Annotated in this window: 15 protein-coding genes; 11 read left to right on the top strand and 4 right to left on the bottom strand. The window is 75.0% G+C overall.

Annotated features, from left to right (window positions below; genetic code table 11):
- Positions 1 to 48 precede the first annotated feature (48 nt).
- From ACFVS6_RS08760 to ACFVS6_RS08725, 8 genes are all read left to right on the top strand, one after another.
- Positions 49 to 1,203 carry an AAA family ATPase gene (locus tag ACFVS6_RS08760; RefSeq protein ID WP_389701936.1) on the top strand — a complete coding sequence of 385 codons (1,155 nt, stop codon included), beginning with the start codon at positions 49 to 51 and terminating at the stop codon, positions 1,201 to 1,203.
- On the top strand, positions 1,200 to 5,003 hold the full coding sequence (locus ACFVS6_RS08755; protein WP_389701934.1) for a DUF5682 family protein: 3,804 nt from the start codon (positions 1,200 to 1,202) through the stop codon (positions 5,001 to 5,003). The genes ACFVS6_RS08760 and ACFVS6_RS08755 overlap by 4 nt, the downstream gene beginning before the upstream one ends.
- Complete coding sequence (locus ACFVS6_RS08750) at positions 5,000 to 6,988, top strand: hypothetical protein (protein ID WP_389701932.1); 1,989 nt, start codon at positions 5,000 to 5,002, stop codon at positions 6,986 to 6,988. The genes ACFVS6_RS08755 and ACFVS6_RS08750 overlap by 4 nt, the downstream gene beginning before the upstream one ends.
- Positions 6,989 to 7,169: 181 nt before the next feature.
- Complete coding sequence (locus ACFVS6_RS08745) at positions 7,170 to 7,949, top strand: DUF1524 domain-containing protein (RefSeq protein ID WP_389701931.1); 780 nt, start codon at positions 7,170 to 7,172, stop codon at positions 7,947 to 7,949.
- Positions 7,946 to 8,227 (top strand): hypothetical protein, encoded by a 282-nt coding sequence (locus tag ACFVS6_RS08740; protein WP_389701929.1) that lies wholly within the window; start codon positions 7,946 to 7,948, stop codon positions 8,225 to 8,227. The genes ACFVS6_RS08745 and ACFVS6_RS08740 overlap by 4 nt, the downstream gene beginning before the upstream one ends.
- A gap of 127 nt (positions 8,228 to 8,354) precedes the next feature.
- Positions 8,355 to 8,576: a DUF5302 domain-containing protein gene (locus ACFVS6_RS08735; protein ID WP_389701927.1), complete on the top strand. Its 222-nt coding sequence runs from the start codon at positions 8,355 to 8,357 to the stop codon at positions 8,574 to 8,576.
- 108 nt (positions 8,577 to 8,684) lie between these two features.
- A complete protein-coding gene (locus tag ACFVS6_RS08730; RefSeq protein ID WP_388892623.1) occupies positions 8,685 to 9,098 on the top strand; it encodes a rodlin in 414 nt (137 codons plus the stop codon).
- Between the two features lie 206 nt (positions 9,099 to 9,304).
- A complete protein-coding gene (locus tag ACFVS6_RS08725) occupies positions 9,305 to 10,213 on the top strand; it encodes a glycoside hydrolase family 19 protein (protein ID WP_389701925.1) in 909 nt (302 codons plus the stop codon).
- A 28-nt stretch (positions 10,214 to 10,241) separates the two neighbouring features.
- Here the strand turns inward: ACFVS6_RS08725 and ACFVS6_RS08720 are convergent, their stop codons facing one another.
- The 3 genes from ACFVS6_RS08720 to ACFVS6_RS08710 all read right to left on the bottom strand — a co-directional run bounded on the left by ACFVS6_RS08720 (position 10,242) and on the right by ACFVS6_RS08710 (position 16,209).
- A complete protein-coding gene (locus ACFVS6_RS08720; RefSeq protein ID WP_389701923.1) occupies positions 10,242 to 13,001 on the bottom strand; it encodes an AAA family ATPase in 2,760 nt (919 codons plus the stop codon).
- A gap of 241 nt (positions 13,002 to 13,242) precedes the next feature.
- Positions 13,243 to 15,024, bottom strand: a complete 1,782-nt coding sequence (locus ACFVS6_RS08715; protein ID WP_389702065.1) for a S8 family serine peptidase — start codon at positions 15,022 to 15,024, stop codon at positions 13,243 to 13,245.
- A gap of 450 nt (positions 15,025 to 15,474) precedes the next feature.
- Positions 15,475 to 16,209, bottom strand: coding sequence for a DUF1838 family protein (locus ACFVS6_RS08710; protein WP_389701922.1), 735 nt, complete (start codon positions 16,207 to 16,209; stop codon positions 15,475 to 15,477).
- Positions 16,210 to 16,499: 290 nt separating this feature from the next.
- Here ACFVS6_RS08710 and ACFVS6_RS08705 point away from each other — a divergent pair, with 290 nt between their 5' ends.
- The 3 genes from ACFVS6_RS08705 to ACFVS6_RS08695 all read left to right on the top strand — a co-directional run bounded on the left by ACFVS6_RS08705 (position 16,500) and on the right by ACFVS6_RS08695 (position 18,927).
- A complete protein-coding gene (locus ACFVS6_RS08705) occupies positions 16,500 to 17,483 on the top strand; it encodes a DUF1996 domain-containing protein (RefSeq protein ID WP_389701920.1) in 984 nt (327 codons plus the stop codon).
- Between the two features lie 107 nt (positions 17,484 to 17,590).
- Positions 17,591 to 18,193: a sigma-70 family RNA polymerase sigma factor gene (locus tag ACFVS6_RS08700; RefSeq protein ID WP_389701919.1), complete on the top strand. Its 603-nt coding sequence runs from the start codon at positions 17,591 to 17,593 to the stop codon at positions 18,191 to 18,193.
- Entirely contained in the window at positions 18,190 to 18,927 is a 738-nt protein-coding gene (locus ACFVS6_RS08695) for an anti-sigma factor family protein (protein WP_389701917.1), read from the top strand. Before ACFVS6_RS08700 ends, ACFVS6_RS08695 begins: the two co-directional genes overlap by 4 nt.
- 427 nt (positions 18,928 to 19,354) lie before the next feature.
- On the opposite strand, the gene ACFVS6_RS08690 is transcribed toward ACFVS6_RS08695, so the two are convergent.
- On the bottom strand, positions 19,355 to 20,086 hold the full coding sequence (locus ACFVS6_RS08690; RefSeq protein WP_281210245.1) for a hypothetical protein: 732 nt from the start codon (positions 20,084 to 20,086) through the stop codon (positions 19,355 to 19,357).
- Positions 20,087 to 20,092 lie beyond the last annotated feature (6 nt).

The raw sequence follows: 20,092 nt of genomic DNA, 5'->3' as shown, positions 1-20,092 counted from the left end.
CCCACGCCCTCCCTTCGACCTTGTCGACTCCAGAACACAGAGGACCCGATGACCGTCACCGATCAGCCCGCACCCTCCCGGCAGGTCATGCCGGCCGAGGAGCGGTACGCCGCAGAACTGGCCTTCCTCGCCGCGCACGACACCGGCCCCCGGCCGCCGGGCTGGGCGCTGACCCCGCGCGCCGTCGTGACGTTCGTGTGCGGCAGCGATGGCGCCGAGCTCGCCCTGCCCAAGCGCCGGGCCGGACTGCCGTCGAAGCTGGTGATCACGACGAAGTTCGTGGGCGAGCGCGCCCTGGTGGAGCGGTGCGTGGTCACCCTGGCCGGTGAGCGCAGCCTCCTCCTCACGGGCGAGCCGGGCACCGCCAAGTCCATGCTGTCCGAACTGCTGTCGGCCGCGGTGTGCGGTACCAGCGCCCTCACCGTGCAGGGCACGGCGGGCACCACCGAGGACGCCTTCCGGTATGGCTGGAACTACGCCCTGCTCCTCGCGCAGGGCCCCACCGCCCAGGCCCTGGTCGACTCCCCCGTGCTGTCCGCGATGCGCACCGGACGCGTCGTCCGCGTCGAGGAGATCACCCGCTGCCTGCCCGAGGTGCAGGACGCCCTCGTGTCGATCCTGTCCGACCGGCGGGTCAGCGTCCCCGAACTGACCTCCACCGAGGACGCGTTGGTTTCCGCCGCGCCCGGTTTCACCGTCATCGCGACCGCCAACCTGCGGGACCGGGGCGTCTCCGAGATGTCCGCCGCCCTCAAGCGGCGCTTCAACTTCGAGACGGTCGAGCCGATCGCGGACGCCGACGCGGAGGCCACGCTGATCCGGCGCCAGGCCGTCGCCGCCGTCCAGCGGGCCGGCGCGGCCTTCGGGGTGGACGACTCGGTGCTCGACGCGCTCGTCACCGTGTTCCGGGACCTGCGCTCGGGCCGTTCCGCCGAGGGCTGGGACGTGGAGCGGCCCGGTACGGTCATGTCCACCGCCGAGGCCGTGCAGGTGGCGGCGTCGCTGGGGGTGGCCGCCGCGTACCTGCCGGGCGGTGACGCGCTGGACCTGCTGCCGGGGCACTTGCTGGGCGTCGTGCGCAAGGACGACCCGGCCGACCACGGGCGGCTGCTGGGGTACTGGGACGGCCCGGTCCGGCGCCGCGCCGAGGACGGCTCGGCGATGTGGCGGCGTCTCTGGGACCTGCGCGGGAGCCTGCGTTGACGGTCACCGACCCGACGACGGCCGGCCCGGCGGCCGAACCGCGGACCGCCGTGGCCGCCCTCGCCGCCTCGCGCGAGCCCTACCTGCTCGGCGTACGCCACCACAGCCCCGCCCTGGCGGCGGTCGTGCCGGCGCTGCTGGAGGCGGCGGGCGCCGAGGTGCTGTGCGTGGAGCTCCCCGCCGACTTCCAACCGTGGCTGGAGCACCTCGCGGACCCGGAGACGGTGGCACCGGTGGCCCTGGCGGGCCTCGGACGCGAAGGGCGGCTCGCCTTCTACCCGTTCGCGGACTTCTCCCCCGAGCTGGCGGCGATCCGCTGGGCCCGGGGCCGGGGCGTGGAGGTCGTCTGCTGCGACCTGCCGCTGACCGACCCGGGCTGGTCCGACGCGGCCCCCGGGCCGGGAGCCGAGCACGGAGACGCGCAGGAGACCGGAACGGGACCGGCCGGAGCGGGACCCGAGGGAACGGCAGCGGCCGCGGACGGGCGCACCGGAGCGACGGCCGCGGGTTCCGGGCCACCGGCGGATGCCGGACGGTCGTGGGAGCCGGGGGCCGGTGACCCGGCCGCCGGCGGGCGCGTCTTCGCGGACGCCCTCGTCGCCTCGGGCACCGGGCGGGAGGGCGAGGACCTCTGGGACCGGGCCGTCGAGGTACTGGCCCCCGGGTGCTCCGCCGAGTCCGTCCGCCGCGCCGCCCTCGGCGTCGGCTGGGCACTGCGGTCCGACGCGGGGACGGTGCCGGCGACGGACCTGGCCCGCGAGGCCCACATGCGGCGGGTGATCGCCGCGGCGGGGGCCGGCGGACGTCGGGTGGCCGCCCTGATCGGCGCCTTCCACGCCCCGGCGCTGCTGCCGGCGCAACCGGGCACCGCGGTGCCCGCGCCGAGGGCGGGTACGGACCCGACCGGCGCCGCGCCGGTCCCCGGGAAGCACGCCGTACCGGACACCGGGACGGACGCCGTCACGGGGCCCGGTACGAAGGCGGGCGCGGTCCGCCCCGCAGGCGGCCCCCGGGCCGGCGCGACGGGCGGCGGGGAGGGCGACGCGGGGGTGGTGACCTCCTTCGTGGCCTACTCCTACGACCTGCTCGACTCCCGCTCCGGCTACCCGGCCGGAATCCGGGACCCGTTGTGGCAGCAGGCGGTCCTCGAGGCGGGCGGCGACCCCGTACGGGTGCGCGAGGCGGCGTCGGTCGCCGTCACCGGCGTGTGCCGGGAGCTGCGCCGCGCCGGCCACACCGCCGGAACCGGGGAGGCGGCGGAGACCCTGCGCCTCGCCTGCGACCTGGCGGTGCTGCGCGGGCTGTCCGCGCCCGGGCGGGGCGAGCTGTTGGAGGCGGTGTCCACCGTCCTCGGGCAGGGGGAACCGCTGGGCCGGGGGCGGGCGCTGGCCCGTGCCCTGGAGGCCGTACTGGTCGGTGCGGGCCGCGGCCGGACCACCCCGCACGCCCCCCGTTCGGGACTCGGGCCGTCCGTGGAGGCGGAGCTGGCCGAGCTGCGGCTGCCGTCGCCCGAGGACCCCGCGCCCCGCGAGGTGCGCCTCGACCCGTTGCGTTCCCCGCTCGACGGGCGCCGTGAGGTGCTGCTCCGGCGCCTGCTGGTCTGCGGGGCGTCCTACGGCGAGCCCGTCGCCGTCGCCGCGACCGGTGACGGCACCGCCCTGGGCAGCAAGTGGCGGCTGTCGTGGACCCCTTCGGTCCCGGCCCGCCTGGACCTGGCGGGGGTCCGCGGCGTGACCGCCGCCCAGGCCGCCGCCGGGACGCTGCGGGACACCGCGCGCCGCGAGGCCGACGCGGGCGGTCCGACGGCGGCCCAGGTGCTGGCCGGACTGGCCGCCGCCGCGCGCTGCGACCTGCCCGCGCTGGTCGACGTACGGCTGGCGGAGGCGGCGGAGGTCCTTCCGGAGACCGCCGGGCTGCCGGAACTCCTGGAGGCCGTCGACCTGCTGGAGGCACTGCGCCGGGGGCACCTCCCGGGCACCACCGCCGGGGCCCGCGACACCGCCGGCGGGCTCGTCGGCGATCTGCTGGAAACCGCCGTACGGGCCCTGCCGGGGCTCGCCGGCAGCGACGACCCGTCCGACGCCGGCGCCCTGGTGGCTCTCGCCGACCGGGCGGCGGCCCGCCGGCTGGGCCTGCGCATGGACGCCGCGCTGGGCGAACTGGCCGCCACGGCATCGCCGTTGATGCGTGGCGCGGCACTGGCCGTCCGCGTCCTGCTGGACCTCGATCCGGTGGCGGAGCTCGGCCGGCGCACCGCCGCCTGGGTCGACGGCGCGACCGCCCCCGAGGGACGGCGGGCCCTGGCCCGTCGGCTCGCCGGGGTGCTCAGTGCCGCCGGGCCGCTGCTGGACTCCTCCCCGGCCGCCCTCACCCCGCTCCTGGACCGGGTGGACAGTCTCGACGACGAGGCGTTCCTGGAGCGGTTGCCCGCGCTGCGCGGTGGCTTCGACGCGCTGGCCCCGGCCGCCCGGGAGCGGCTGCTGGAGACGGTGACGGAGCGGCTCGGCGACCGCGTCGACCTCTCCCTCGACGCGCCGCCCGCACTGCTCGCGCTGTGGGCGGCGGCGGACGCCGCCGGCGCGGCCGCCCTCAAGGAGCTCGCGCTCCCCGCGTGTTCGCCCGGGTCGCCGCCGCGGGTTCCCGCGGTGGCGGAGGCGCCGCGTGCCGCGCCGGCCGCGGAACGGCGCCTGGCTCCCGCCGACCGGTGGCGGCTGTTGCTCGGCCGGCAGCGCGACCGGCTCCCGGCCGGTGCGCGGCGCTACGCCCGCGCCCTCGACGAGCTGTACGGGGCGGGGCGCGGCGAGGGCTCCACGGACCTCGACCGGGGCGGTTCCGGAGGCGGGGACGGGCCCTCCTTCCCCACGGCCCGCGAATGGTCGCACGAGCTGGAGTCCCTCTTCGGCGCCGACGTGCGGGAGGAGGTGCTCGCGGACGCGGCCGGAGCGGGCCGCACCGATGTGCTGGCGCAGCTCGACCCGGCGTCCGTACGTCCCTCCGTGGAGCTGCTCAGTTCGGTGTTGTCGCTGGCCGGTGGCATGCCGGAGCAGCAACTGGCCCGGTTGCGGCCCCTGGTGCGGCGGCTGGTCGACGAGCTGGCCAAGGAGCTGGCGACCCGGCTGCGGCCGACGCTCTCCGGGCTGTCCACCCCGCGCCCGACGCGCCGTCCGGGCGGCGCGCTCGACCTGGCCCGCACCCTGCGGGCGAACCTGGCGCACACCCGCCGGCTGGACGACGGTCGGGTGGTCGTCGTCCCGGAGCGTCCGGTGTTCCGCACCAGGGCGTCCCGGGAGAGCGACTGGCGGCTGATCCTGGTGGTCGACGTCTCCGGCTCCATGGAGGCGTCCGTCATCTGGTCGGCGCTGACGGCGGCGGTCCTCGGCGGCGTGCCGACGCTGTCCACGCACTTCCTCGCGTTCTCCACGTCGGTGGTGGACCTCACCGACCGCGTCGAGGATCCGCTCTCGCTGCTGCTGGAGGTCCGCGTGGGCGGTGGGACGCACATCGCGGCGGGCCTCGCGCACGCCCGATCGCTGATCACCGTGCCGAGCCGCACCCTGGTCGTCGTGGTCAGCGACTTCGAGGAGGGCGCGCCGCTGGGCGGGCTGCTCGCCGAGGTGAGCGCCCTGGCCGCCTCCGGCGCCCACCTGATGGGCTGCGCCGCCCTCGACGACGCGGGCGCGCCCCGGTACTCGGTGCCGGTGGCCCGGCAACTCGTGGCGGCCGGAATGCCGGTGGCCGCGCTCAGCCCCCTCGCCCTCGCCCGCTGGGTGGGCGACCGACTCCGTGGAGAGACCCGTTGACCAGCACGACCAGTGGTTCGGAATCGGGTACGGGCCCGGCGGGCGGCGTGCCGTTGCCGCCGGTCGCGCCCGAGGTCCTCGCGCAGGCCGTGGAGGACCTCGGCGCCCGGCTGCGCAAGAAGCTCGACGCGGCCGTCGCGGGCTGCGCCGGCGCGGCCCGGCCGGGGCCCGAGGGCGGTGTCACCGTACGGTTCGGTGAGGACGCGGTGGTCACGCTGCGTCCGGGCCCCTCGGGCGTGGTCACGGAGGCCGGGCAGGCCGTCTGCGGCTGTCTCCTGGCGCCGCGCTGCCTGCACCGGGCCGCCGTGCTGGGCGCCGCGCCCCTCGCCGACCCGTCGGAGCTGCCGGATGCGGCCGGCTCGGAGCCGGCGGACGGAGGGTCACCGGCGGGCGGGACCGGCGCGGCAGCCGGGAACCCGCTCGCGGCGGAGGATCCGCCGGCCGGCCCCGGGGCCGTGACCGGCGCGCAGCCGGCGCCCGGTGGGCGGAACGGCGTCGGGGCGGAGCAGGCGCCCGACGGTGATGCGCCGGACGGGGACGGTGCTGCGCGGCCGCTCACGCCGGGCGCCATGGTGGCCGGCGCCGCGCTGTGGACGGCCGCCGCCGAGGCCCTGGCCGCCGGCGTCACGGCCGGGGGCGCGGTGGTCCAGGCCGAGCTGTTGCGGGCCGCCCACTCGGCGCGCCTGGCCGGGCTGCCGGCCGCCGAGGCGGCCGCGCTGCGCGTCGTACGCGGCCTGCGCTCGGCGCGGGAACGCAACGCCGCCCAGCGTCTCACCGACCTCACGACGGCCTTCGCCGGACTGCTGCGCATCGCCTCGCTGTTGGCCTCCGGGACCGGCGGCCCGGGCGTGAGCGACGGCGGTCGCCGGGCGTACGGGGCCGGGGGCAGCCTGCGCGTGCAGGGCCTGTGCCGGGAGCCCGTGCTCAGCGCGACGGGCTACGGCGGCGTGGTGACCCACCTGTTGGGCGCGGACGGCGCCCCCTACTCGGTGTCCGACGTCCGCCCCGGCGGGCTCGCGCGGGCCCGGGGTGCCGGGGCCGCGTCGGTCGCCCTGGGCGGCGGCGCCCTCGACCACGCGGGGCTCGCCCGCGGGGGTCTGCGCGTGGTCGGGGCGACGGTCTCCGCCGACGGGCGGCTCGGCGCCGGACGCGGGGTGCGCGCGACGCCCGTGCCGGGCCTGTCCTGGTCCGAGGAGCCCCTCGCGGCGCTCTTCGCACGCCCGGCGGCAGAAGCCGTGGCCGCGCGGCAGGCGGACGGGGCGCCGGGGTCCGAGCCGGCGCTGCTGGGCTGCGACGTGCGGGTGGAGGGCGCGGCGGGCGACTGCCTCCTGGTCCGGGAGCTGTCCGCGGACGGCACCGTACGACCGGACGCGCCCCTGCTGCGGCTGCGGCCCGCCCACCCGCATCCGGAACTGGCGCACTCCGCCAACCTGCGCCGCCTCGCGGGGCATCCCGGCCTGGTGGTACGGGTCCTCGGGCGCCCCGACCTGGACCGGGCGGCGACGCTGCGCCCGCTGGCCGTGGGTCCCGTACCGGGTGCGCGGTACACGCTGCGGCTGCCGCGGGAGTGGCTGGACCGGGCCGACCTGGGCTACGACCGGCTCCAGGGCAGCCACTTCCCGGACGCCGGTGGCCCGGGAACGTCGCCGGGCTCCTGCGATCCGGGTCCGGACCCGTTGGCCGACTCGCCGCTGTGGCGGGTGCGCAAGTTGCTGGAGGCGGGGGTCGCGGGCGGCCGTCGCGCGGTGGCCGGGTCCGGCCGGGGCCCGGAGCCGCTGCCCGCGCACGGGCCGCTGCGCCGCGCCGGGTTCGCCACGGCGGCCGACCTGGCGGGGGCGCTCGTCCTGGAGGCGGACCGGCGGCCCCGGAACGCGTTCGGGCGCCTGACCGAGCCCTCGGCCGACGCCTACGCCCGTGCCTGGCTGGCCTCCGCCACCCATCTGGAGGCGGCCGGGCGGTCCCTGGTGGCCGCCTCCTGGAGCTGACCGTGGAGCCGGTGCGGCCCCGTCGGCGCGCCTGCGGGGCGCAACGGGGCGGTCGTTCGTCCCACTTGGTGCGCGCGGGCGGCGTCCCGGGCCGATCCGGCGGGCCCGGCGGGGGGTTGGATGTCCGGTTATGGGTAGGCTGCACCGGACAGTGTGCGGAGTCTGCTCGGGGCGGGGTTTCATGGTGCGTCAGACAGGTCCGGGTGTCGCGGTGGTGACCGTGGCGCTGCTGCTCGGCAGCGTCGGATGCGGTGGGCAGGGCATCGGGGACGGGAAGGGCGGGGACCGACCGGGCGCGACGGCGACTCCGAGCACCGGTCCTTCCGGCCCGTCCTCCTCCCCGCAGGCGTCGTCCTCCCCGCAGGCGTCGCCGTCGGGTGACGACGCGAAGCCGGTCGCCGGCGACGTACTGCCCGGGATGGTCAGCGCGGCCGTGGCCCGGACGCAGTTGGCCGCGCTGACGGTCGGCAAGCCCGGCACGATGGCCGGGTACAGCCGTGCCAAGTTCACCCACTGGGCCGAGCAGGGCAACAAGTGCGACACCCGCGAGACCGTCCTGAAGCGGGACGGCGCGAACGTCTCGCAGGATTCCGAGTGCCGTGCCGTGTCGGGCAACTGGAAGAGCCTGTACGACGGGGAGTCCGTCACCGAGGCCGCGAAGCTGGACATCGACCACATGGTGCCGCTGGCCGAGGGCTGGCGTTCGGGGGCCGCCGGCTGGGACGCGGCGAAGCGCAAGGCGTTCGCCAACGACCTGACCCGGCCCCAGCTGCTGGCGGTGTCCGCGTCCTCCAACCGTTCCAAGGGCGACCAGAGCCCCGACCAGTGGCAGCCGACGGACCGGTCGAGCTGGTGCCAGTACGGCCGCGCCTGGACCACCGTCAAGTCCCACTACGGTCTGACCGTCACCGAAGCCGAGCGGGCCACCCTCACCACCATGATCGACACCTGCGCCTCATGACGGCCCCGGAGGCCTGGCGCCGGCAGGACGGAGTCCTTGCCGGTCCCGGCGGAGCGATGACCGACGAGGTCGGGGTGATCACCGGCCCGCTCACCCTGAGGACCACGGCCGGGTCGAACGGCGAGGTCCGGTTCGCGATCCAGTACGAGGATGCGGACGAGTGGTACACGCTGACCGGCAGCCCGGTCGCGCACGGCGATCCGGCCGCGCTGCACGCCGCGGCGCTGGCCGCGGTGCGCGCCGGCCACGGGGCCGAGGCGCCGCGTCCGGGGGTCTGAGCGGCCCGGAACGGCGGCCCGGACGGACCGGACGGGCGGGCCCCCGACCGGGGGCGGGCCCATCTCGATGGCCTGAGCGCGGCCCGACTGACAGACTGGGGCAACTTGATCACTCCAGGAGGCAGCCATGTCAGACGAGAACGCCACCCCGCAGGCCGACGCGGCGCAGAACGACGCACCGCAGGACGAGACCCCGGCCGAGGAGGCGAAGCGGAAGTTCCGCGAGGCCTTGGCGCGCAACGCCTCCAATGCCCAGTCCCAGCAGGCCCACCAGAGCCGGGCGAAGGTGCAGGGGTCCAGCAGCGGGGCGGGCGGCAAGAACAAGAAGGTCCGTCGCAAGACCGGCTGACCGAGCCGATCGTTGGGCCGCATGGGTGACGCGCGATAACCACCGGCGCCGGACGCAGTTGATCAGGACGTCCCGCCGGGGACAGCTCATGCGACAGAAGGATCAACGATGCTCAAGAAGTTCATGGCCACCGCTGCGGTCACCGCCTCCGTCATCGGCACGGGTGCCGTCATGGCGTCCCCGGCGATGGCGATCGGCAACGACAACGGCGTGAACACCGTCAACGGCAACGGCGCCTCGCAGGTCTACGGCAACCAGTCGACCGAGGGTGCGATGAGCCCGCAGCTCGGCGCCATCCAGGGTTCGCTGAACAAGCTCTGCGTCGGCCTGCCCGCGAAGGTCAACGCGCAGTCGCTGGTCGCGGTCCTCGCCAACGTCGGCGTCCAGGACGTCAACGTCCTGTCCAACCCGCAGAACCAGCAGTGCGCCGAGAACTCCACCCAGGCCAAGGGTGACGAGTCGCTGTCCCACATCGTGGACAACATCCCGGTCCTGTCCGGGAACCTCTCGGCCGGCAGCTGATCCGGTCGGCATCCGAACCGGCGTGACGACCCAGGTCGTCACGCCGGTTCGGCGTTTCCGGCTCCCGCCGGCCCCCCGAATCCCGATTTGGCAGCCGCGGACAATATTTGGTCTAGACCTTGACAGGTCCAGACCACTTCGGTTCAGTGGCGGTAGTCGTCGCCCCCACTCCTCGCGACAACTCCCCCCACCACAGGAGCAGTTACGTGATACGTGCCGTCCGCCGCCGCGCCCTCTCCCTCGTCGCCACCGCCGCAGTCACCCTCGGCCTCGCCGTCGCCCTGCCCGCCTCCTCCGCCTCGGCCGCCCCCGCCTGCGCCACGGCGTGGGCCTCCTCCGCCGTCTACACGGGCGGTGGCACCGCCTCGTACAACGGGCGCAACTGGCAGGCGAAGTGGTGGACCCAGGGCGAGACGCCCGGCACCACCGGCCAGTGGGGCGTCTGGTCGGACCAGGGCGCCTGCGGCGGTGGCGGCGGCCAGGACCCCGACCCGTCCGGCTTCGTCGTCAGTGAGGCCCAGTTCAACCAGATGTTCCCGAACCGGAACCCCTTCTACACCTACAACGGGCTGGTCGCGGCGCTGTCCGCCTACCCCGGCTTCGCCAACACCGGCGACGCCACCGTGAAGCGGCGCGAGGCCGCCGCCTTCCTCGCGAACGTCTCCCACGAGACGGGCGGGCTGGTGCACATAGTGGAGCAGAACACCGCGAACTACCCGCACTACTGTGACGCCACCCAGCCCTACGGCTGTCCTGCGGGGCAGGCCGCCTACTACGGCCGCGGCCCGATCCAGCTGAGCTGGAACTTCAACTACAAGGCCGCGGGCGACGCCCTCGGCATCAACCTGCTCGCCAACCCGTACCTCGTCGAGCAGGACCCGGCCGTCGCCATGAAGACGGCGCTCTGGTACTGGAACACCCAGAACGGCCCGGGCACCATGACCGCCCACGCGGCCATGGTCAACGGCGCCGGCTTCGGCGAGACCATCCGCTCCATCAACGGGGCGCTGGAGTGCAACGGCGGCAACCCCGCCCAGGTGCAGAGCCGGGTGAGCAAGTACCAGAACTTCACCCAGCTGCTGGGCGTCACCCCGGGCAACAACCTCACCTGCTGATCCGCGCCGGCCGCCGCGCCGCCCGGGCTCAGTGCCCGCGCAGCGCGGTGGCCAGCTGCGCGCGGGAGCGCACGTCGAGCTTCTGGTAGATCCGGGTGAGCCGGGACTCGACGGTCTTCACGCTCAGGAACAGCTTCGCGGCCGCCTCCTGGTTGCTGGCCCCCGCGCCGACCAGCAGCGCCAGACGGGCCTCCGCCTCGGTCAGGGCCGCCACCCCCGGATGCGGGGCGGCGGCTTCCGGCGTGGTGTCCCGCGCCAGGCCTAGCCAGGGCTTCGCCCCGGCCCGCTCGAACACCTCGGCCGCCGCCAGCAGCGCCGCCCGCGCCGGTGCCCGACGGCGGCGTCTGCGTTCGACCCGGGCCAGGGCCAGCAGCGTCCGGCCGTGCTCCAGCGGCAGCCCGAGCGCCTCGAAGCGCCGGGCCGTCTCCTCCAGCAGGACCACGGCGGGCTCGGCGTCCCCCCGCGCCGACAGGCACAGTCCGCGGGCCCGGTCCAGGGCGGCGAGGACGGGCGTCCGCCCCAGGGAGCGGGCCACCGGGGTGACCCCGTCCAGCAGTTCCGCGGCCCGGCCGGGGGCGTCGGCCGCCACCAGGGCCTCGGCGAGCTCCCCGTGCCAGCGCAGGATCGACGGGTCCACCACCTGCTGGGCCCCTTCCAACTCGGCCACCCGGCACAGGGTGGCCACCGCCTTCGCGGCCTCCCCCGTGGCCAGCTCGACCGTGCCGAGCGCGTACAGGCCCCGGGACAGGAAGACCTGGTCCTGCTCCTCCTCGGAGGCCCGGATGCCGCGGCGTGCGTAGCCGGCCGCCCGGGCGAAACTGCCGCCCGCGGCCTCGGCGGTCGCCGCGACGTACCAGGCGGGGCCGGGTGACAGGCCCGCCTCGATGGTCAGTTCCACGGCCCGGCGCGCGTGCGCGGCGCCGGCGGCGCACCGACCGCGGCGCAGCTCGACCTCGGTGAGGCTGCGCAGCACCTCGAAGACGTCCTCGGCGGATCCGGTCCGTTGGACGGCCGGCAGCAGTGCGAGGAGCTGGCCGTGCGCGTCGCCGAGCCGGTCGTCGAAGAGGGCGTGCCGGACGGCGAGGTACTGGGGCGCGTTGCGCATGCCGAGGGGGACCTCGGGGGCGGGCAGGGCCAGGGCCTCGGCGAGGATGTCCTCGGCGTCGTGGTCCCCGAGGATGCGGCCCATCCGGGCCCGTACGGTCAGGGCCATGGCTTCGGCGACCTGGTCGCCGCCGGCCTTGGCGAGTGCTCCCGCCTCGGCGGCGGCGTCGCGCGAGCGGACGGGGTCCCCGTCGCTGAGGTTGAGCTTCCAGGCGATGCGCAGCTGGACGGCGGCCCGCAGCGAGGGGTCCCCGGCGGCGTCGGCCACGGCGTAGGCGAAGGTCTCGTCCAGGTCGGCGAGTGCCTGGCCGGCGGCGTCGATCACGGCGAGGCGGGACCGGACCCGCTGGGCGGGCGAGGCGTCGCGGGCGAGGACGGCGCGGGTGGCCCGGCGGGCGAGGTCGGCGCGTCCGGCCCAGCCCGCGTCCTCGGCGGCGCCGACGAGGCGGGCGAGTTCCTCCTGGGGCAGGGCGGCGGGGGTGCGTTCGGCCGCGAGCAGGCCGAGTTCCGCGGCGAGGGCGCGTTGGCCCCGGCGGCGACAGGAGTCGGCGGCTGCGGTGATCTCGGCCGCGAGCCTGGCGTCGGGGAGGTCGACGGCGAGCGCGCGGTGACGGACGGCCTGCACCGGGTCGTCGACGGCGTCGGCGAGGGCCGCGTGCCCCGCGGAGCGTTCGGGCCAGCCGGCGTCGGCGGCGAGGGCCGTCGCGACGGCGCCCGCGGTGAAGGTGACCGCACCGTCCTCCCCCACGGTGACCAGCCCGGCGCGTTCGGCCTCGGCGAGTTCGGCCTCCGCGTCGGGTCTACCGGCGCGGCGCAGCAGGGCGGTGGTGGGGCGGGCGGTGAGGGCGGCGAGGAGCAGGGTGCGGCGGGCCCGGGCGGGCGCCTCGGCGAGGAGGCGGCGGGCGACGTCGCGGGCCTGGCCGGTGAGGGGCAGGGTGTCGGCGTGGTGGGCGCCGCCGTCGCGGGTGCCGGCGGCTTCAGCGAGGGAGTGCCCGAGGGCGAGGGCGAGCCGTGGGTTTCCGCCGCTGGCCTGGTGGATGCGGCCGGCGAGCCGGGCGGGCAGGTCGTGGCGCAGCAGCAGTTCGGCGACCTCGTCGGCGCCGAGCGGCGGGACGCGGACGGTCGGGGTGCCGGGGCCGCAGAGGGGTTCGGCGACGGGGGTTCCGGCGTGGACGCACTCGGCCGCGAGGACCCGTACGCGCGGCGGGGTGAGCCGCAGGGCGAAGCGGAGCAGATCGGTGGATTCCGCGTCGAGCCATTGGGCGTTGTCGAGGACGAGGAGGACCGGTCCGGAGGCGGCCAGGGTGCGGAGCACCTCGACGAGGGCGAGCCGCAGCGCGACGTGGTCGCGGCCCGCTCCCGGCGCGTCGGTCTCGCGGCGCAGGAGGGCGATGGCGGTGCGTTGGGGTCCGGCGAGCCGGTCGAGCGCGGCGCGGGGCACGGTGGCGAGGAGGGCTGCGGCGGAGGCCTCGGGTATCCACCGGTCGGCGGCTTCGGGGGCGAGCCGGAGCACGGTTTCGCGCCGGCCCTCGGCGGCGGCCGCGACGGCTCGCGCCACCTCGGTCTTCCCCGCCCCGGCCGGTCCGACGAGGACGGCGCGGCCGTGCGTGGTCAGCGCCCGGTCGACCGCCTCGATCAGCTCGCCGTGTCCGACGTTCGCGTCAGCGTTCCCCGTCGCCGCCACGCCACCAGCCTTTCGGTCCCCGGTTCTGTGCCTTTCCTGTGAGACGCGACAATACGAGGTCGGCCGCCGGACGGACCCGGATTGTGACGCAGAATTCAGTCGGGCGACAGGAAAGCACGACGAACCTGCCGGTACGGGAGGTACCGGCAGGTCCGCGCGCTGGGATGGTCCGTACCATCGGCCCGTCAGAACGGAGTTGGGGGGCTCCGTCGGGGCCGGGGGGACCGGGGTCCGATGCGGGTCAGAAGCCGAGGCTCCAGGAGTCGATCTTGCCGGTGTCGCCACCGGCGTTGTCGTTGACGCGCAGCTTCCAGGTGCCGTTCGCGACCTCGGAGGAGGCGTTGACGGTGTAGGTCTGGTTGATGTTGTCGGTGCTGCCGCCGGCGCGGTTGTGGACCGTGTAGACGGAGCCGTCGGGGGCGACGAGGTCGACCTTCAGGTCACCGATGTAGGTGTGGGCGATGTTCACGCCGACCTTGAGGGCGGCCGGGGCGTTGCCCGTGACACCGCTGACCACGATGGAGCTCTCGACGGTGGCGTTGTCACCGATGGCGACGTCCGTGGTGTTCTCGAAGGACGGGGTGGTGGGCGTCGTGGAGGTCACGGCGTTCACCGTCGCGGTGGCGTCCGCGAGGCCGGCGCCGCAGCCGCCGGTGCAGGTGCCGGCCAGCGGGCGGGCGTTGGCCTTGATGGCCGCCTCGATCTGGGCCGGGGTCAGGGAGCTCTTCGCCGACTTCATGAGGGCGGCGAGGCCCGCGATGTGCGGGGCGGCCATGCTGGTGCCCTGGTAGGGCTTGTAGGACTCGGCGCCGGGGGTCGTGGTGCCGGCGTTCAGGGTCGAGAGGATCCCGTTCTCGGGGGTGGTGACGGTGCCGGGCGTGTCGGTGGCGCGGCGGGTCTCACCGCCCGGGGCGGCGATGTCGATGATGGTGCCGAAGTTGGAGTAGTACGAGCGGTCACCGGTGCGGTTGGTCGACGCCACGTTGATCACGTTGTTGCAGCTGGCCGGCGAGAAGCCGGACGCGTTCGCGTTGCTGTTGCCGGCGGCGACGACGACGGTCGTGCCGCGGCCGACGGCGGCGTTGATGGCGTTCTGGTAGCTGGTGCCGCAGGTGCCCGAGCCGCCGAGGCTCATGTTGATGACCTTGGCCGGGGTGGCGTTGGCCGGGACGCCCGCGACGGTGCCGCCCGAGGCCCAGGTGATGGCGTCGACGATGTCCGAGGTGGCGCCGCCGCACTTGCCGAGCACGCGGACGGGCTGGATCTTCGCGCCGTAGGCGATGCCGGCGACGCCCTTGGAGTTGTTGGTGGCCGCGGCGATGGTGCCCGCGACGTGGGTGCCGTGCCAGGACGAGTTGCTCGCCTTGGAGCCGAGGCCGCACTCGCCGTCGGTGGCGTTCCAGTCGCCCTCGTCGGCCGGGTTGTTGTCGCGGCCGTTGCCGTCGCGGGCCTCGGAGGAGGTCGAGATGAAGTCGTAGCCGGCGACGATGTTCGGGGCGACGTCCGAGTGGGCCACGTAGCCGGTGTCGATGACGGCGACGGTGACGCCGGAGCCGGTGGTCTTGTCCCAGGCGGCGGGCACGTTCATGCCGGCGGTGGGCTCGAAGAGGTCCCACTGCTTCGCGTACTCGGTGTCGTTCGGGGTGACGGCCATGGCGTAGGCGCGGGTGTCCGGCTCGACGTAGGCGACGTCCGGGTCGGCGCGGAACTGGGCCATCACGCCGGCGGCGTCGGCCGGGGCGACCGATCCGCCCAGGTTGACGAGGGCGGCACCGGTGCCGAGGCGGCGGTCGAACTTCGCCTTCTTGCCGGCCTTCTTGCCCTTCGCGGCGGCGTCGTCGGCGGCCGCGGTGTTGGAACTGGCCTCGGAGGCGGAGGACTTGTATCCGACGATGAGGTTCTCGACCGGCGCGCCGGTGGGGGCGGCGGGGGCCGCGGCGGCCGGGAGGGTGGTGGCCGGGTCGCTCTCGGCGGTCACGGCGACCGAGGCGGTCGCGGAGCCGGCGAGGAGGGTGACGGACATGGCCACCACGGATATGAGCCTGCTGCGTCTGGATGCGTGCACGGTGTTCCCTTTCGAGGGCCGTTTCCGGGCAGGCCGGAGCGGCCGGTCGGTGCAGTGTGGGAGGTGAACCGGCGGCCGCGGGGCCCGGGGCGGACTGGTCAGTCCCCGCCCCGGCCACCGCCGCGCGCCGCGTTGCCCGGCCGCGACGGCGGGGCAGGGCAACGGCGATCCCGGCGATCCGCGTTCCCGTTCCGCTTCGCACCATGTGGGGTTGGTGCGGGGGCGGTTCGGGTCCGGTGGATCGCCGGTGGGCAGACAGTAGGCAACGCGGAGATGAACCCGATACGGGGAAAACCCTTGTCCGGACCCCTACGCCACCGCCCCCGCCCCCGGTGCGGCCGGGGGCGGTGGCGGGGCGGCGGCGGGGCCGGCGCGGGACGGGGGCCGACCGGGGTTACCGCGGGTCGGTCATCGCGGGTTGAGCCGACGGAAGTAGGTCCAGCTGGACTCGTTCGGTTCGGTCCACTTCTGCGGGGCGGAGGCGAACTCGGGGTGGTGGGCGGCGATGTACGCGCGGGTGCGTTCCGGCACCTCCTCGTACGATCCGAGCTTCGTCCCGCGGCAGTGGAAGGCGAGGCCGCCGGGGCGTTGTCCCTGCTCCATCCAGGGGAGCCAGGGGGACATCCGCATCCAGGACATGGTCGCGGGGACGCTCGGCGCGTCCCCGGCGAGGTCCGCGGCGGGGGCGAAGAACTGGAAGAGCTCCAGGGCCCGGTAGGTGTCGGAGGCGGAGTTCAGCGGGTAGTCGGCGACGGGCAGCGGCGACGGATACGCGAGGGGGATCTCCAGGCTGAAGCAGACCTGGTCGCCGAGCTCGGTGCGCGGGACGGGGAAGGGCCGCAGCCTCAGGTTCGCCGGATCGTTCCACACGTGGACCACGGGCTTGTCCTGCCAGGTCTCCAGGATCTCTCGACCGGTCGGGTCGAGGTAGAAGGCGGCCTCGCGGGAGAGCATCCGGTAGCCGCCCGTCTCCTCGTCGGCCTCCAGCCGGGCGACGTTGAGGCCCTCGAAGCCGAAGGTCCGGTCGTAGGGACCGTCGGGGGACCAGGAGTGGACGTCGCCGGTCCACCAGAAGGTGACCTCGGCTCCGTCGAGGGAGGCACGGGTGCGGGCGAAGTCGTGGAGGAGTTCAGCCGGTGTCATACGGAGAACTCTGCGCGGCCGCCCGGCGGCCCTGCAAGGCGCTCTCCGGCCGTCCGGGTGCGCCGGGCCGGACCAGGGGGCCGGAAGCCGCGTACGGGCCTCGGGGCGGGTGTGCTGGGCGCGGGGGCGGGGATCCGCCGGCGGAGGTCGCTCCCGGGTCCGGACCGTCGCCCGGGGCAGGGTCCCGGCGGCTTCGGGAGCACCCCGGACGACACCTACAATCACACGGGGCTCCCGTCGTGCGGACCCCCCGTTGACGACCGTACGGAGCACCGGCAACCGTGACCGCCATGGGGAATGAACACCGACTGCTGTGGCTCCTCGTCTGCCTGGTGCTCGGCACCGGGCTGGTCGCCGCCGTCCTGGGCGCCTCCCGGGCCGCCGGCCCGCACCACGGCGGGGTGGCGGGTGCGTACGTGGACATACGCGAGGTTCCGCGCGAGGCCGCGCCCCGGACCCCCGCGAGCCCCGAGGGCTCCCCGGGGACGGTGACCGTGGACTGCGGCCGCAACGCGGAGGGCCACTACAACGAGGACAACCTGGTGGTGTCCCCGGGGCTGCGGGCCGGCGCCCACCACACGCACGCGTACGTCGGGAACCTGTCCACCGACGCGCTGTCGGACGACGCGTCGCTGGCCGCGGCCGCCACGAGCTGCGTCGGCGGTGACCGGTCCACCTACTACTGGCCCGTGCTGCGCCGCCTCGACCGGCCGGGGAACCGCGCCCACGAGAGCTCGGCCGGGCACGGCAACACCGGCGAGATCCTCCCCGAGGCGAAGGTGAGCGTCGAATTCCGCGGCAGCCCGGTGAGCAAGGTGGTGCCGATGCCCCGCTTCCTGCGGGCGATCACCGGGGACGCCGTCGCGTACACGGCGGGCACGGACGCGGACGTCCGGGCCCGTTGGGGCTGTTCCGGCTTCCCCGACCGCTCGACGACCGACTACCCGCGCTGCCCGTCCGGGAGCCTGGTGACCCGGACGCTGGTCTTCCCCAGTTGCTGGAACGGGCTCGACACCAGCGCGCCCGGCCACCGCTCGCACCTGCGCTTCCCCTCCGCGCAGGGCGTGTGCCCGCAGAACACCTTCCCCGTGCCCGAGCTGCGCGTCTCGCTGTCCTACGCGGTCGCGTCGGGCGTCCCGATCGCCCTCGATTCCTTTCCGGAGCAGCGGCACAGCCCGCGCACGGACCACGCCATGTTCGTCAACGTGATGACCGACGAGCGGATGCGGGACGTCGTCGGCTGCCTCAACGAGGGCCGCACCTGCCGGACCTGAGCGCCCCGCCCGCCGCGCCCCGAGTGACGCACCTCACGTGAACCATCGGTCCGCACCCGGCGTGTTCCGACCGCACCACGTAACACGAGGAGGACGGAGAGGGTGAGATGGCCGGACCACTGTGGCCCCGCACTCGGCGGGGCTCGACCGACGAAGCACTGATCAGGACGGTCTACGAGGAGCACGGCCACGCCCTGCTCGCGTACGCGACGCGGCTGACCGGGGACCGGGCCGCCGCCGAGGACATCGTCCAGGAGACGCTGATCCGGGCGTGGCGGCATTCCGAGGTCCTCGTCAACGGGAAGGGCTCGGTGCGCGGCTGGCTGCTCACGGTGGCCCGCAACATCATCACCGACCGGTACCGGGCCAAGGCCGCCCGACCGGCGGAGGTGTCCGGCTCGTCGGCGGCGCCGCCGGTCGAGGTCGACCACGCGGACTCGGTGGTGGACTCGATGACCGTCCTCGGCGCCCTTGACCGGCTCACCCCGGAACACAGGGACGTACTGACGGAGTTGTACTACCGCCAGCGCAGCGTGACCGAGGCGGCGGACCGCCTCGGGATACCTGCGGGGACGGTGAAGTCGCGCGCGCACTACGCCCTCAAGGCACTGCGCGAGGTGTTCTCGGACAGCGGCAGGGACGACAGCAAGGACAGACGATCAGCCCGGCCGCCCCAGCAGCCCGGCGGACTGCGGGAGGTGGTGGCATGAACCGGCAGCGGCACGAGGAGGAACTGCTCGGACCGTACGTGCTCGGTGTCCTGGACGAGGATGACGTGCGGCGGGTCGAGGAGCACCTCGGCACCTGCTCGGGGTGCCGTGAGGAGCTGACGGCTTTGCGCGAGTTGGAGAGCGTGCTGGGCGAGGTGCCCGAGGAGGCGTTCCTCGACGGTCCCCCGCAGGGCGGCGACCTGCTGCTCCAGCGGACCCTGCGGCAGGTCCGCGGCGAGCGGGCCGCTGCCTCGCGGCGGCGCATCGCGTTCGTCGGGGTGGCGGCCGCGGCTTCGATGGCGGCCGTGTTCTGGGCCGGCACCCGGCTCGGAGGGGACGCCGACACCGGTCTCGCGTTGCCTCCGCCGCCGTCCCCGTCCGTTTCGGCGCAGCCCTCTCCCCCGGTGGCGGGCACCCGGGTCGCCTCGGCGACGGACCGGGGCACGGGCGCGCGGATGACCGTGCAGGTGACGCCGGCCCCGAAGTGGGTACGGGTGCACGTGGCGGTGACGGGTCTGCCGCCGGGCGAGCGCTGCCGGCTGGTCGTGGTCGCCCGGGACGGTACGAGGACGACCGCGGGAGGCTGGGTCGTGGGCACGGCCGAGCACGGCGAGGGCAAGGGCGCCTCGCTGGACGGTACGGCGGCGGTGGATCCCGCGCAGGTGAAGGAGGTCCTCGTCGAGAACGAGGCGGGGCGGACCTTCGTGTCCGTGCCGGTGCCCGCGCCCGCGTAGCGGGGGCGGGGAACGCGCCCCGGCCTCCGGGCCGGGGACGTGACGGAGCCCGGGAGCATGTCCAGCTCCCGGGCTCCTGTTTGCCACCCAATTGCGCACACCGGCTGCGTTTAAGAGCCAGGATCATGCTGAGGCCGACGTGTTCTACCGTTGAACTACCGCGCCACGGAAGAGGCGCAGGGGGGACTTGAACCCCCATCCGTCGGTGATCGTCCCGACCCGGTCGATCCGGTGTTCGGCGGCGAATACTGAGACTGGAGCGATAATCTGAATTTGATAGGGGCCGCCTGTACCAGCTTGGGCCACCCCGGCATGTGGTGCCGGGGGAGGGATTCGAACCCTCAAATGACACCCCTGTTTCAGCTTCAACATCAGTTTCAGCTTGCGCTCTCGCGCACCCCCTGCGACACAGGGGGCGATACGGGGGCTACCTGAAGAGGTAGCCGAACACCGCGTCCCCGACCCGTTCGTCGGTGACCTCGGCGCTGTTGGCCTCCTCGCGGGCGAACTTCACGGCCTGCTGGAGGCGCTCCACCTTGTCGAGCAGCTCGTTGACGCGGCGGGCGGGCAGGGCGCCGGAGAACTTCACGGTGGTCCAGTAACCGACGGCGACGTCCTCGTAGTACACCTCGACCTGGGCCGGGTGCTTCTCGGTCGCCTCGGCCTTGACGTGGTTGCGCGGCACCTTCTTGGTGCGGATCGTGCGCACGGCCTCCGTCTTCCAGGAGTCCGTGGAGGGGTCGAGGTTCCAGGATTCCGAGGCGTCGAGGACCGGCAGCTTCCGCACGAAGGTGTGCAGGTCGGTCAACTGCTTCTCCAGGAAGAGCAGGTAGGGCACCGGCACCTGGGCGAGCAGCACGTTCCCGTCGACGACGACGTCCGCCGCCGCGGTGCGGTTCGCCCAGTCCTTGGTCGCCGTGACGTCGAAGAGGCGCGTCAGCGTGGCCGCCGTCGACCGCAGCACGTCCTCCGCCTTGACCTGCACCCGGGTGGACTCGGGGGGCAGCTGCTCGCCCTCCTCGTCCTTGGGCTGGTACGTACGTGAGATGCCGGCCAGCAGCGCGGGCTTCTGCACGTCGTGGTGAGCCTGGGTGAGCTCCTGGAGGGACTTGGACTTGACGCCCTTTTCGACTGCGATGATCTGATTCAGCTTCGGCACGCGATC

It is taken from the genome of Streptomyces sp. NPDC057939 (assembly GCF_042887545.1).
Lineage (GTDB): Bacteria > Actinomycetota > Actinomycetes > Streptomycetales > Streptomycetaceae > Streptomyces.
This window is presented reverse-complemented; position numbering and strand designations above follow the sequence as displayed.

Excerpts from the sequence above, each read along its gene's own strand:
- ACFVS6_RS08760 (WP_389701936.1), top strand. The coding sequence starts at position 49 with ATGACCGTCACCGATCAGCCCGCACCCTCCCGGCAGGTCATGCCGGCC.
- ACFVS6_RS08695 (WP_389701917.1), top strand. The coding sequence starts at position 18,190 with ATGAACCGGCAGCGGCACGAGGAGGAACTGCTCGGACCGTACGTGCTC.
- ACFVS6_RS08700 (WP_389701919.1), top strand. The coding sequence starts at position 17,591 with ATGGCCGGACCACTGTGGCCCCGCACTCGGCGGGGCTCGACCGACGAA.
- ACFVS6_RS08710 (WP_389701922.1), bottom strand. The coding sequence starts at position 16,209 with ATGACACCGGCTGAACTCCTCCACGACTTCGCCCGCACCCGTGCCTCC.
- ACFVS6_RS08735 (WP_389701927.1), top strand. The coding sequence starts at position 8,355 with ATGTCAGACGAGAACGCCACCCCGCAGGCCGACGCGGCGCAGAACGAC.
- ACFVS6_RS08730 (WP_388892623.1), top strand. The coding sequence starts at position 8,685 with ATGCTCAAGAAGTTCATGGCCACCGCTGCGGTCACCGCCTCCGTCATC.
- ACFVS6_RS08715 (WP_389702065.1), bottom strand. The coding sequence starts at position 15,024 with ATGTCCGTCACCCTCCTCGCCGGCTCCGCGACCGCCTCGGTCGCCGTG.
- ACFVS6_RS08745 (WP_389701931.1), top strand. The coding sequence starts at position 7,170 with ATGGTGCGTCAGACAGGTCCGGGTGTCGCGGTGGTGACCGTGGCGCTG.
- ACFVS6_RS08705 (WP_389701920.1), top strand. The coding sequence starts at position 16,500 with ATGGGGAATGAACACCGACTGCTGTGGCTCCTCGTCTGCCTGGTGCTC.
- ACFVS6_RS08740 (WP_389701929.1), top strand. The coding sequence starts at position 7,946 with ATGACGGCCCCGGAGGCCTGGCGCCGGCAGGACGGAGTCCTTGCCGGT.